The organism is Streptomyces sp. NPDC037013 (assembly GCF_055607265.1).
The window spans coordinates 831,894-844,305 of record NZ_JBVJRV010000004.1 but is presented as its reverse complement, the minus strand read 5'-3'; the positions used below and the strand labels follow the sequence as shown (position 1 = coordinate 844,305).

Sequence of the window (12,412 nt, the reverse complement as noted above, 5' to 3'; positions counted from 1 at the left end):
CCTGAAGCGACCCTTGAGCAATCCCTTGGGGGGATGCAAGGAAACCCGAGGATTGACTTGGGTTTTCCCCGTGTACCAAGATCGCTTCAGACCCGGGCGGCGATCCGGCGACGGACCCGGCACGGGGGCACACCTCGCACCCCGGAGCGCGGACCGTCGACACAGCAGGAAAGGTGACGCGTGGAAGCGCTCGAAATGGTGGCGGTCACGGCCGCCGGTGTCGCGGCCGGCGGGCTCAACGCGGTGGTCGGGTCGGGCACCCTCATCACCTTCCCCACCCTGCTGGCCTTCGGCTTCCCCCCGGTGCTCGCCAACGTCTCCAACAACCTGGGCCTGGTGCCGGGCACCCTCAGCGCCGCGTACGGCTACCGGCGGGAGATGAAGGGGCAGCTCAGGCGGCTGGTGCGGTTCGGAGCGGCCTCCCTGATCGGCGGTCTGATCGGCGCGCTGCTCCTGCTGGAACTCCCCGCCGACGCCTTCCAGGCGGTCGTCCCTGTCCTCATCCTGACCGCCTGCGTCCTGGTGGCGCTGCAGCCCCGCCTCGCCCGCAGGCTCAAGGACCGCGAGCCCGACGAGAAGCGGGACGGCGGCATCCCCCTGTGGTGCGGGGTCCTCGCCACCGGCGTCTACGGCGGCTACTTCGGCGCCGCTCAAGGGGTGCTGCTCATGGGCCTGTTCGGCGCCTTCCTCCTGGACGACCTGCAACGCCTGAACGCCGTGAAGAACGTGCTCGCCTCCCTCGTGAACGGCGTGGCGGCCGTCCTCTTCATCGTGGTCGCCGACATCGACTGGACTGCCGCCGGACTGATCGCCCTCGGCTCGACGGCGGGCGGTCTGGTCGGCGCGCGGTTCGGCCGGAAGCTGCCGCCGGTGGCGATGCGCGCCTTCATCGTCGTCGTGGGCGTCACGGCTTCGGTGATCATGATCGTGCGCCAGTGACGTCCGAAGACCGCCGGGATGCCGGCTGCCGGACACCCCTGACCGCGTCACACGCGTAACGCAGCTCACATCGAGGGGGTCCCGACCAGGGAACCAGCCGCCATGGTTTATCGTTGAACATGATGTGGCCCCGACCGAGATTCCCCCGTCCGGTCGGGGCCGCATTCCATTCGTGCCGGCGTCCGCCCCTGTTTTCACGCCTTCGAGGGCGAATATGCCAACCACGCCGTGTCACACACGCCCGGGCGGCATCATGCGTCCATGGACGGTGCCAAGCCTGTGCAGGTCTTGTTCACGCCCGATGAGTACGCCGCGATCGTGCGCCACGCCGATCAGCTCGGGGTGCCGGTCGCCGAGTTCATCCGCCGCGCCGTGACCGTCCGGGCCGAGGAACTGCCCGGCCCGTGCCAGTCGTCCGACGCCCGCCGCGGCGCCGCCGTGCCGCCGGTCAAGCGCGACCTCGGTCCCGACGGGACGCCCGCGCTCCAGCGGTTCCTCGACACCCTCGCCGCCTCGGCAAAGCCCGATGACAGAGCGGGCGGTGACAGAGCGGGGCGGTGAGGGCCCCGGAGCCTCAGAGGACGATCTCCGGCTTGTGGAGGTCCAGCCAGAGCGCCAGGTCGAGGGTCCGCTCCAGGTCGCGCCGGGAGGCCTGGGCGATCTGCGCGCCGCCCGCCCGGCGACCCCCCGGAAGAAAGCATTCCGGCCACGGGCAAAGACTTGTCAACGATCCCCGGGGTCCCCCGTGTCGGGGCCCGGGCGCTCACGCACCGCCGCACCGCGCAGCAGCTCCTGCGCCTCCTCGCACGCCCGGTCCAGGGCGTCGGGGAAGACGCGCAGGCCATGCGCCACCAGGCCGCCCTCGTGCAGCAGCATCAGCGCGCGCCCGAGGCGGGCGGCCCCGCCCGGCGCGACCCCCGCCGCGAGGTCGGTGAAGAGCGCGAGCATCCAGGCCTTCTGGCCGGTGATGAGGGGGTACGCGGGGTGGGCCGGGTCACTGATCTCGGCGTGCGCGTTCACCATGCCGCACCCCTTGCCCATATGCGGTCCCGCCCAGTCGCGCGAGGCCTCGAAGACGGCGAGGATCCGGGCCCGCGGCGTCGGGGCGGCCTCCAGGTACGGGGCGAGGAAGGCGCGCCAGCGTTCGTCACGGTCGGCGAGGTACTCGACGACGATCTGCTCCTTGGAGCCGAACCTGTCGTACAGGGTCTTCTTCGTCACGCCCGCCTCGGCGGCGATCAGGTCCACGCCCACGGCGTGGATGCCGCGCTCGTAGAAGAGCCGTCCCGCGGCGTCGAGGGCGCGCCGCGCCCCCGGCGTCATGGTGATGCGCCGCGGCGCCGCCGTCGCGCCTTCCGTCCCGCGCCCGTCGTCCGTCATGACCCCCATAGTAGACCGGTCTGTATACTCGCCGTCAGGTAGACCGATCGGTTTACCTGTCTGTGCCGGACCGCGTGACGGGAGGGAACGCGATGAACGTGCTGCTGTCGACCGCCTTCGTGCTGACCTGGAGCTCCGGGTTCATCGGGGCCAAGCTGGGCGCGGGCAGCGCGTCCGCCGTGACCGTGCTGATGTGGCGCTTCCTGCCACTGGCCGTCGTCCTCGCCCTCGTCGCCGTCTTCGTGACGCGGTCCTCCTGGCGGGGCCTGACGGTGCGTGACGCGGGACGGCAGGCGGCCGTGGGCGCGCTGTCGCAGAGCGGCTATCTGCTCACCGTCTACTACGCCATCCAGCTCGGCGTCTCCAGCGGCACGACCGCGCTGATCGACGGCACCCAGCCGCTGGTCGCGGGCGCCCTCGCCGGACCCCTTCTCGGCCACTACGTCTCGCGCACCCAGTGGCTCGGCCTCGGGCTCGGCGTGACGGGAGTCGTCATCGTGACGGCGGCCGACTTCTCGGGCGGCGGGGACGCCGCGTGGTGGGCCTACCTCGTGCCGTTCCTCGGCATGTTCTCGCTGGTGGCGGCGACGTTCCTGGACCGGCGCGCGCCCCGGCCGGTCGGCCCCGCGGTCTCCCTGACGGTGCACTGCGTCACCAGTGCCGTCGTCTTCACCGCACTCGCACTGGCGACGGGGGCGGCGACGCCGCCCGCCGACGCGTCCTTCTGGGTGGCGATGGGATGGCTGGTGGCGCTCTCCACCTTCGGCGGGTACGGCCTGTACTGGCTGCTCCTGCGACGCTCCGGGGTCACCCAGGTCAATACGCTGATGTTCCTCATGGCGCCGGTGACGGCCGTGTGGGGTGCCCTGATGTTCGGTGAGCCCTTCGGCCCGCAGACGGCAGCCGGGCTCGCGGTGGGGCTCGCCGCGGTGGTGGTCGTACGGCGCGGCGCAGGCTCCCGGCCCGCCGCCCCGGCGGCACGGGTCAGCGAGGGGTCAGGAAGGCCTGCACGGCCGGCGCGTACCGGTCGGTGATCTCGGTGACCTCCGTGGCGCGCAGGTGCGGGCCGCGCGCGATGCCGTACATCACCCCGAGGCCGAGCAGCATGCCGACGGCGAGCTCGGCCCGTACCCCCGCGTCCGGCCCGGGAAGGCGGCGGCTCAGCCGCTGCACCACCTGGGCGCGGAAGTTGGCGCGCAGGATGTCGCCCTGTTCGCCGTGGAGGGGCGCGAAGACGATGCGCAGGATCGGGTCGGCGCCCCGCTCGGCCTGGCCGGTCAGCAGCTGGTGGACCATGTGGCGGCCGAGCTCGTCGACCGGGGCGTCGAGGAAGCTCTCGGCATCCGCGCCGAACGACATGACCTGGGAGAAGAGGGCGTCCTTGTTGCCGAAGTACTTCAGGATCAACGGGGCGCTGACCCCGGCGCGTTCGGCGACCGCCTTGAGGGTGATGTCGCCGTGCGCGTGCCGGGCCAGGAGGTGGCGGGCGGCGCGGACGATGGCGGCCTTGGTCGCCTCGGCGTCCCGGCGACCGCCGCCGGACGCCGGGCCCGCGCCCGTTCTCGCCGCGGTCTCCGCCCGCACCTTCAGGGGCGCGCTCGCCGCGGTCCCGTCACGTCCCGCCATCGGTCACCGTCCCTCCAGGGCGGGATCCTGGGCGGACCCGCCGAGCCCGGCGGAGGCCCGCCCGCGGTCCGCCGCCGGGTCCGAGGGTATGGCCAGGGCGACGGCGCAGGCGATGAGCGCCACGGTCCCCGCCATGGCGAAGGCGACCTGATAGCCCCCGAGGGTGGGGACCCGGGCGCCCTGCACGGCCGAGGTGTGCCGGACGAGGACGGCGGTGACCGCCGCGCTGGAGACGCTCTGCCCTATCGTCCGCATCAGGACGTTCACGCCGTTCGCGGACGCGGTCTGCTCGACCGGCACCGCCCGCAGGATCAGCGTGGGCAGCGCCGAGTACGCGAACGTGGTCCCGGTCGACACCACCATGGCGCCCGCCACGATCACCCACAACTCCCGGCTGTCCACGATGCGCAGCCCATACCCGAGCGCCATCACCGCCCCGCCGACGGCCAGCGTCACGCGGGGGCCGCGAGCCGTCGAGACCCGGGCGGAGACCGGCGAGAGCACCAGCATGATCAGCCCGTTGGGCAGCAGGCAGAGGCCGGTCGCCACGATCGACAGATCCAGGCCGTAGCCGCTCGCGGCGGGCGCCTGCACCAACTGCGCGGTCACCAACGAGTTGGCGTAGAAGGCGAATCCGGCCAGCAGCGCGGTCACGTGCGGCAGGGCCACGCGCCGACCGGCCGCCAGGCGCAGGTCGACCAGTGGCCGCTCCGTCCGCAGCTGCATCCGCCACCACAGCGTCAGGACACCGGCGGCGCCCGCGAACAGCCCGAGAACGGGGACGCTGCCCCACCCCCACGCGCCGCCCTGCGACACCGCGAGCAGCAGGCAGACCAGTCCCGCCGCGAGCCCAAGCGCGCCCCGGGTGTCGAACCGGCCCGGCGAGCGCACCGGCGACTCGGGCACGGCCCACCGGGCGAGCAGCAGCCCGAGGGTGCTCAGCCCCGCGGTCGCCCAGAACATCGTGTGCCAGTCCGCGTACTGCACGATGAGCGCGGCAAGGGGCAGACCGAGCGCCGCGCCGATCCCGACCGTCGAGCTCATCAGGGCGACCGCCGACGCGGTGCGCTGCGGCGGGAGTTCGTCGCGCAGGATGCTGATGGACAGGGGTACGACCGCGGCGGAGGCGCCCTGCAGCGCGCGTGCCGCGATCAGCAGCCGGATGTCGGAGGTGAGCGCGCAGAGCACCGACCCGCACGCCATCAGGCCGAGGGCGAGCAGCAGGACGCGGCGCTTGCCGTACATGTCGCCGGCCCGGCCTAGGACGGGCGTGAGCACCGCCCCCGTCAGCAGGGTCGCGGTGACCAACCAGGAGACGGCTCCCGCCGAACTGTCCGTCAGGCGGGGCAGATCCGGCAGCAGGGGTACGACGACGGTCTGGGTGACGGCCATGAGGATGCCGCCGAAGGCCAGCACGGGGACGGCGAGCCGGGCCCGCAAACTCCGCGTCTCACCCGATATCGGACCCGATCCCATGACATCTCCCCCGCCCGGCTGAGGTGAATTCGAATTCACCATAGCGAGTGAATGGATATTCACCCCAGGAATTGGTTTCATGCTCGCCGAGCAGGCCCCGGAGGAGCCTCGTCGTGCGCGGTGCGCGACGGCCGCCGGGGCGGTGGCCGTCAAGCGCCCCACCGGCCCTCGCGGACCCCGCCGAGGGAGGCCCGCGCCGGGTCGTGTCGGCCATACTGCCGCCCATGAAACGACTCCGTATCGGCCTGGTGGGGACGGGTCCCTGGGCCTCAGCCACCCACGCGCCGACGCTGGCCCGGCACCCCGACGTCGATTTCAGCGGCATCTGGGGCCGCCGCCCCGAGGCGGCCACTTCGCTCGCCGCGACCCATGGCACGAGGGCATACGCGGACCTGGACGAGCTGTTCGCCGCGAGCGACGCCGTGGCGTTCGCGGTTCCGCCCGACGTGCAGGCACCGCTCGCCGCGCGGGCCGCGGCGGCCGGCCGTCACCTCCTCCTCGACAAGCCGGTCGCCACCACGGTGGACGGCGCACGCGACCTGGCGGCGGCGGTCGAGCGCGCCGGCGTGGCCTCGGTGGTCTTCTTCACCCTGCGCTTCGCCGCATCCACCTCGGCCTGGGTCGCCCAACAGGCCGCCACGGGCGGCTGGTTCACCGGCCGCGCAGACTGGTACGGCTCCTTCTACGCCCCGGACGGCAGCGCCCCCTTCTCCTCGCCGTGGCGCGCGAGCCGGGGCGGGCTGTGGGACGTGGGCCCGCACGCCCTGTCGATGCTGCTGCCCGTCCTCGGCGACGTGACCGCGGTGACGGCGGCTGCGGGGGCCGGGGACACGGTCCATCTGATCCTGCGGCACGCCGGCGGGGCGTCGAGCACGGCGGCGCTGAGCCTCACCGCTCCGGCCAAGTGCGCGGGGCTGACCGTGGAGTTACGCGGGGAGAGCGGCACGGTGGTGCTGCCGCAACGGGAAGAGGCGGAGGACGCGTTCGCCGCGGCGGTCGGCCGACTCGCCGCGTGCGCGGCCGAGGGCACGGCACATCCGTGCGACGTGCGGTTCGGAGTGCGGGTCACGGAGATCCTCGCGCGGGCGGAGGAGCACCTCACGTCCGCGTGAGCGCCCGGGACCACCACGGGCGGTCGGTACCGTGGCCGCTACGTAATGGCGAGTGACGGCACCGACCGCAGCCGGTGGCCCTATGAAACCGGTGTGGAAAGAAGAACCGCGCGGTTCTCCGCGGTTCGGATTCAGACCATCCGGTCTGATTTCAAAACCACTGTCCGCACGCTTCCCACATCGGCCCCGACAGGCCTTGGGGGTACCCAATGCCGGGGAATTTCAGCCATTCTCAGGCTCCCCGGACAAGATGCCCCGCTGTTGTGCACGGGCGCCATCCGACGAGCAAACCTGCAGGTCGGTGACCCCGCACGCTCCATGATGCCTGACCAACTGATCGTTTTCTTCGGGCAATGTTTACTACCAAAGCCGATGTGAATATTTAGACTGATCACGCTCCAACTCGGCGTGCACCAAGAGGGATTGCCCACATGAACAAAACGGCGCTCCGCGCTCTGCTCCGCGAACGACGCGCCCTCATAGCCCCGGAATCGCACGGATTCGCCCGCCCGACAGGTCAGGGACGCCGCGCGCCCGGCCTCTCCCAGCACCAGGTCGACCAGTTGCTCCACCGCACCCTGGGCACATATCACCGTCTCGAATCGGGCAATTACCCCAACCCTCCGGCCTCCCTCCTCCGCGACGTCGCCCGCCTCTTCGGCCTCAACGAACAGGAGTGGGTCTCCCTCTGCCGTTACGCCCTGCTCCAGGACCCGCCCGGCCCGCTGCACCTGTCCTCCGGCAAGGAGGTGCCCGGCGTCTGGCAGGAGGCGGTCGACGGAATCGGACACATGGCGTACGTGACGGACGCCTCCTGGGAGACGCTCGCCTACAACTCCGCCTTCGCCGACATGTTCCCGACCGGCGAGGTGCCGGCCAACACCCTGCGCTGGATGCTCCTCGACCCGCACGGCCGCGAGACCCTCATGAACTGGCGCACCGCATGGGCGCCGATGGTGCTGCCGCAGCTGCGCGCCGCGCTCGCCGCCCGGCCGGACGACGACATCCTGCGCCGCATCGAGAAGGAGATACTCGCCGACCCGGAGACCGCCGGGCTCTACACCGAGGGCAGCTCGCACCCGCACCCCGACGGCGACGAGCGCCCCCTGATGCACGCCCTCGCCGGCCCCGGCTGGGTGACGATGTGCGCGGCGCAGCCCCTGACGGCGCCCGGCTCCCGGCTCATGATCCTGGTGTTCCACCCCGGTGCGCGCCGCGTCCGCGCACGGGCCCCGAGCCTCCGCTCCGGGTGACCCCCCACCCCCGTAAACAGGGCAATACCATCACATTGCAGTACGTTGGCCACGTCCCCCTTTTTTCCTGTACATCCCGGGGAGTCGCCTCGTGACCGCACACGTGCTCAGACCGCACACCGTCGTCGGCGCGCACAAGGTGACCACGGCCGAGATCGCCGATGACGTGAGCGCCCACCACGCCGACCACCCCCGCCTGCGCGCGATCCTCCGCGTCATCGGAAACTGTGGGGTACGGACCCGTTACTTCACGCGCCCCCTCGACTCCCCCACCGTGGCCGGCACGACCGACGTGGGCGAGCGTCTCCGCACCGCGTTCGACGACTCGCTCGACATGGCCGAGCGCGCCGCGGCCCTGGCCCTCGCCGAGGCCGGGCTCACCCCGCGGGACATCGACGCGATCGTCACCACCCACACCACGAGCTGGACCGTTCCCAACCTCGACCTCCACCTCGTGTCCCGGCTCGGGCTCCGCCCCGACCTGCGCCGCGTCGCCCTCACCTCGGTCGCCTGCCCGGGCGGCGCACAGTCCCTCATCCGAGCCGCCGACCTCATCGCGGCGCGGCCGGGCAGCAAGGTCCTCGTCGTCGCCGCCGAGGTGCTCTCCAGCATCTACCACCACAGCGACACCACCATCGAATCGATGATCTACAAGGCCCTGTTCGGGGACGCGGCCGCCGCGACGGTCGTCACCGACAGCCCGCTGGGTCCCGGCATCGCCATCGACGACACCTTCGAGTACGTGCTGCCCGACACCCTGGAGCGGCAGGAGGGGCGGATGAGCACGGACGGCATCCACTTCGACTCCACGAAGCAGGTCCTCGCCGCCGTCACCGAGGTCATGCCCCGGCTCCTGGAGTGGCTCGGCCCCCGGCAGCTCGACTTCGCCGTGCTCCATCCCGGCAGCCCGCGCATCATCGCCGACACCGTGGCCGCCCTGCACCTGGACGACCACGACGCACGGCACGCCACGGAGACGCTCGGGCACGAGGGGAATCTGGGCGGCGTGAGCATCCTGCGCGTCCTGGAACGCACGCACGCCGACCCGCCCGCCGACGGCGCCCACGGCGCCACCATCGCCTTCGGCCCCGGCTTCGCCGCCGCGGCACTGCGCTGCCGCTGGCAGGACGGGCCCGGCCGCTGAGCAGACCGCGCGAAGTGCGGCTCGCCCGCGCCGGGCCCCGAAAACCGGTTGCCGCCACCACATCCCCCTGCTGGGGTGACCCCCATGGATCATGAAGCGGTGAGGGCGGCGTACGACCGGCAGGTACGGCAGGACGCGCCGGGCGAGGGCGGTGGCACGCGCGTAGAGCGGACCGGGGGCGTGGTGCGGGTGACCGGCTCGGCCCACGAGTGGAACGGCGTCCTGTGGTCGGACGTCGACGCGGTGACCGCCGACGCCGTGATCGCGGCGCAGGTGCGCCATTACACCGAAGCCGGGCGGGAGTTCGAGTGGAAGCTGCACTCGTACGACCGTCCCGCCGACCTCGCCGGGCGTCTCCTCGCGGCCGGGTTCGAGCCCGAGCCGGTGGAGACGGTCATGGTCGCCGAGGCCGCCGCCCTGCCGGCGGGCCCCGAGCTGCCCGACGGCATCCGGCTGCTCCCGGTGACGGACGCGGCGGGCGTACGGCTGATGGCAGAGGCACACCTGGCCGCCTTCGGCGAGCAGGACGCGGCGCTCAGCGAGCACCTGGCCCGGCGGGTGCTCGACGGGCTCACCGAGACACCGGACGAGATCGCCGCCGTCGTCGCCATGGCCGGTGACCGCCCGGTGTGCGGGGCGCGCCTGGAGTTCCGCCCGGGCACCGACTTCGCGGGGCTCTGGGGCGGCGGGACGGACCCTCGGTGGCGCGGCAAGGGCATCTACCGCGCCACGGTCGCCCACCGCGCCCGGATCGCCGTGCAGCGCGGTTACCGCTATCTCCAGGTCGACGCCTCGGCCGACAGCCGCCCGATCCTGGAACGGCTCGGCTTCACCACGCTCTGCACGACCACGCCCTACGTGTACCGGCCCTGACGTCCGGGCCCGGCAGCCGGAGCCGTCCCTCAGCCGAGCAGCTCGGTGATGGCCTTGGCCGTGCCGGTCTCGCCGAGCCTCGGGAAGATCTTCTCCACGCTGTTGCGGTGCGCGCCGGCGTCCATGTCGGTCACGGCGTCGACGGCCACGGTCACGTGGTAGCCGTGCTCGTGCGCCGCGCGGGCCGTCGACTCCACGCCGATGCTCGTCGCGATGCCGGCGAGCACGACCTGGGTGACGCCCCTGCGGCGCAGTTGCAGGTCGAGGTCGGTGCCGTAGAACGCGCCCCACTGCTGCTTGGTGACGACGATGTCGCTCTCGGTCCGCCCCAGTTCGGGCACGAGCTCCGCCCAGTCCGCGGGCATCTCGCCCCCGCGCGCGGGCGTCTCGTTGCGGCCGGGCGCGCCGCCGGTCACCCGCACCAGAACCACCGGAAGGCCGCGGGCGCGGAAAGCGTCGGCCAGTCCGGCGGCCCGTTCGACGACCTGCTGCGCGGGGTGGGCGGTGGGCAGGGCCGTGATGCCCTTCTGGAGGTCGACGAGGACGAGGGCGGTGGTGGGGTCGAGAACGGTGGCGGTCATGGAGGTGCCTTTCTGCGGAACTTCGTGGTCTGGTTCTTGCCGGCGCCCCGAACCACCGGTCCGGGGGCGGCAGTTCGGTCAGGTGGAGGCCGTGGTGCGGCCCGGCCGGGACCGCAGGGAGCGGTCCGCGACCGTCAGGACGATCAGGGCCAGGGCCAGGACGCCGCCGACGCCGGCCATGAGGTGGAGGCCGCCGTCGTCGGCCCGCTGCCCGTAGGCGAGACCGATCAGGCCCGACGCGGTGATGGCGCCGAGGTACTGGGCGGTGCGCTGGAGTCCCGCCGCCGAGCCGATGGCGTCGGCGGGCGCGTACTGCTGTACGGCCGCCTGGTTGGCGGTGCCCATCAGCCCCTGGGGTACGCCGAAGCAGGCGCCGGCCAGGAGCAGCGCGGCGAGCGGCGTGGACCCCGTCGTGAAGAGCAGCAGCGAGCTGCCCGCCGCCAGCAGCACCGCGGCGACGGTGAGGGGCGCGCGAATGCCCTTGGTGCGGGCGCCGATCAGTGAACAGACGAGCGCGGCCAGGGACATCGGCAGCATGACGAGGCCGGTGTGCAGCGACGAGTAGCCGCGCTCCTCCTCCAGCCACTGCGTGAAGCCGTACATGACGCAGTAGACGACGAGGTAGCTCAGCCCGTGCCGCAGATAGGTGCGGGCGAGGGCGCGGTGGGTGCCCAGCATGCGCAGGTCGATGAAGGGGTGCGGGTGGCGCAGCTGCCACCAGGTGAGCACGGCGGAGAGCAGCGTGACGGGGGCGAGCAGCCACCACATCGGCCCACGCGGGTCGAGCAGGAAGACGACGAGGCAGCTGAGCGCGCCGGTGAAGAGCAGGATGCCGAGCGGGTCGGACGCGCCGGCCCGGCCCTTGCCCGCCTCGGGGCGAGCGGCCCGGCCCTCGCGCGGGACGTCCTTCGGGATCCACCGCAGGGCGGTGCCGTACGCGAGGAGCGCCACGGGGACGTTGACCGCGAAGATGCCGCGCCAGCCCGCGGTCGCGACAAGGAGACCGCCGAGCGTGGGTCCGACCGCCGCGCTGCCGAGTGCCGCGAAGGAGAGCCGGCCGAGGACGGGGCGCGGAGTGGGGCGGCCGAGCCGCGCGGACTCGCCGCGCAAGACGGCCATCGCGGCCGGGTAGGCGGCGGACGTGCCGATGCCGAGCAGCAGCCTGGAGACGAGGAGCCAGCCGAAGCCGGGGGCGAGCGTCCCGACGAGGCCCGACGCGACGACGACCACGAGTCCGCCGAGGAAGACGCGGCGCGCCCCGATGTCGTCCGCGAGGCGGCCGAGGACGGGCTGGGCGACGGCGCTCGCGAGGTAAAGCACCGAGACCAGCCAGGCCGTGTCGGCGGCCCCGACGCCGAAGTCGTGGCCGATCGCCACCAGGCCGGTGGAAATCATCGTGGTGTTGAGGGGGTTGAGCACGGAGCCGAGGAGCAGGGGCGCGGTGAGGCGGGCGCCGAACGCGGTCCGCTCCTTCGCGGACCGCTCCGTCCGGGCGGGCGTCGTGGTCCTCACTTGCGCACCAGTCGCTCCAGGAGCTCGACGGCGTCGGCCAGTTGTCGGCGTTCGGCCGCATCGAGCTCTTCGGCGACGGCCACGGAGAGCCAGCTCCGCTTGGCGGCCCGCGCGTCGGCGAGGGTGCGGTGGCCCTGATCAGTCAGGGAGAGCACGGACTGCCGTCCGTCGTCCGGGTCGGGGCTGCGCCCGATGAGCCCCAGGGACTCCAGCGCGCCCACGGTCATCCGCATGGACTGGGGCCGCACCAGCTCCGCACGTGCCAGTCCGGCGGTGGTCGCCGGGCCCTCGCGGTCGAGCCGGGCGAGCACGGAGCGCTGCGAGGGGCTGAGTCCGCTCTCAGGGGACGCTCCGCGCAGCCTGCGCACGAAGCGTCCGACGACGTTCGCGAGGTCGGTGGCGATCTGTTCCGGCGTGGGGTCGCCGTCATGTGCGGTCATGCCGCCACCGTACGAGATAGACAGGTAAACTTGCAAACCTTCCTGTCTATCTCCTCAGCCCTCCCTCGCCCCCCCC

General features: G+C 72.7%; 13 protein-coding genes. 7 read left to right on the top strand and 6 right to left on the bottom strand.

The window, feature by feature from the left end; translation table 11 throughout:
• Positions 1 to 180: 180 nt before the first annotated feature.
• Positions 181 to 939: a sulfite exporter TauE/SafE family protein gene (locus tag ACZ7DY_RS18355; RefSeq protein WP_471136399.1), complete on the top strand. Its 759-nt coding sequence runs from the start codon at positions 181 to 183 to the stop codon at positions 937 to 939.
• 261 nt (positions 940 to 1,200) lie between these two features.
• Positions 1,201 to 1,500, top strand: coding sequence for a plasmid mobilization protein (locus tag ACZ7DY_RS18350; protein WP_471136397.1), 300 nt, complete (start codon positions 1,201 to 1,203; stop codon positions 1,498 to 1,500).
• 162 nt (positions 1,501 to 1,662) lie between these two features.
• On the opposite strand, the gene ACZ7DY_RS18345 is transcribed toward ACZ7DY_RS18350, so the two are convergent.
• Positions 1,663 to 2,319 carry a TetR/AcrR family transcriptional regulator gene (locus ACZ7DY_RS18345; RefSeq protein ID WP_471136395.1) on the bottom strand — a complete coding sequence of 219 codons (657 nt, stop codon included), beginning with the start codon at positions 2,317 to 2,319 and terminating at the stop codon, positions 1,663 to 1,665.
• A 92-nt stretch (positions 2,320 to 2,411) separates the two neighbouring features.
• Between ACZ7DY_RS18345 and ACZ7DY_RS18340 the strand changes: the two genes are divergently transcribed.
• Entirely contained in the window at positions 2,412 to 3,353 is a 942-nt protein-coding gene (locus ACZ7DY_RS18340) for a DMT family transporter (protein WP_471136393.1), read from the top strand.
• Here the strand turns inward: ACZ7DY_RS18340 and ACZ7DY_RS18335 are convergent.
• Both ACZ7DY_RS18335 and ACZ7DY_RS18330 read right to left on the bottom strand, forming a co-directional pair.
• Positions 3,304 to 3,945 (bottom strand): TetR/AcrR family transcriptional regulator, encoded by a 642-nt coding sequence (locus ACZ7DY_RS18335; RefSeq protein WP_471136392.1) that lies wholly within the window; start codon positions 3,943 to 3,945, stop codon positions 3,304 to 3,306. The two genes, ACZ7DY_RS18340 and ACZ7DY_RS18335, sit on opposite strands and share 50 nt — an antisense overlap.
• A gap of 3 nt (positions 3,946 to 3,948) precedes the next feature.
• Entirely contained in the window at positions 3,949 to 5,421 is a 1,473-nt protein-coding gene (locus ACZ7DY_RS18330; RefSeq protein WP_471136390.1) for an MFS transporter, read from the bottom strand.
• A 224-nt stretch (positions 5,422 to 5,645) separates the two neighbouring features.
• Here ACZ7DY_RS18330 and ACZ7DY_RS18325 point away from each other — a divergent pair, with 224 nt between their 5' ends.
• The 4 genes from ACZ7DY_RS18325 (at position 5,646) to ACZ7DY_RS18310 (ending at position 9,803) form a co-directional block, all read left to right on the top strand.
• Positions 5,646 to 6,533: a Gfo/Idh/MocA family protein gene (locus ACZ7DY_RS18325; RefSeq protein ID WP_471136388.1), complete on the top strand. Its 888-nt coding sequence runs from the start codon at positions 5,646 to 5,648 to the stop codon at positions 6,531 to 6,533.
• A 431-nt stretch (positions 6,534 to 6,964) separates the two neighbouring features.
• Positions 6,965 to 7,786: an MmyB family transcriptional regulator gene (locus ACZ7DY_RS18320; RefSeq protein ID WP_471136386.1), complete on the top strand. Its 822-nt coding sequence runs from the start codon at positions 6,965 to 6,967 to the stop codon at positions 7,784 to 7,786.
• 91 nt (positions 7,787 to 7,877) lie between these two features.
• The gene (locus ACZ7DY_RS18315) at positions 7,878 to 8,930 is read left to right on the top strand and encodes a PhlD (protein WP_471136385.1); all 1,053 of its coding nucleotides are present in this window, start codon (positions 7,878 to 7,880) and stop codon (positions 8,928 to 8,930) included.
• Between the two features lie 84 nt (positions 8,931 to 9,014).
• Positions 9,015 to 9,803, top strand: coding sequence for a GNAT family N-acetyltransferase (locus ACZ7DY_RS18310; RefSeq protein ID WP_471136383.1), 789 nt, complete (start codon positions 9,015 to 9,017; stop codon positions 9,801 to 9,803).
• 29 nt (positions 9,804 to 9,832) lie between these two features.
• Here the strand turns inward: ACZ7DY_RS18310 and ACZ7DY_RS18305 are convergent, their stop codons facing one another.
• The 3 genes from ACZ7DY_RS18305 to ACZ7DY_RS18295 all read right to left on the bottom strand — a co-directional run bounded on the left by ACZ7DY_RS18305 (position 9,833) and on the right by ACZ7DY_RS18295 (position 12,336).
• Positions 9,833 to 10,384, bottom strand: a complete 552-nt coding sequence (locus ACZ7DY_RS18305) for an isochorismatase family protein (protein ID WP_471136381.1) — start codon at positions 10,382 to 10,384, stop codon at positions 9,833 to 9,835.
• 78 nt (positions 10,385 to 10,462) lie between these two features.
• On the bottom strand, positions 10,463 to 11,896 hold the full coding sequence (locus ACZ7DY_RS18300; RefSeq protein ID WP_471136379.1) for an MFS transporter: 1,434 nt from the start codon (positions 11,894 to 11,896) through the stop codon (positions 10,463 to 10,465).
• Positions 11,893 to 12,336: a MarR family winged helix-turn-helix transcriptional regulator gene (locus ACZ7DY_RS18295; protein ID WP_471136377.1), complete on the bottom strand. Its 444-nt coding sequence runs from the start codon at positions 12,334 to 12,336 to the stop codon at positions 11,893 to 11,895. Before ACZ7DY_RS18295 ends, ACZ7DY_RS18300 begins: the two co-directional genes overlap by 4 nt.
• Positions 12,337 to 12,412: the final 76 nt, after the last annotated feature.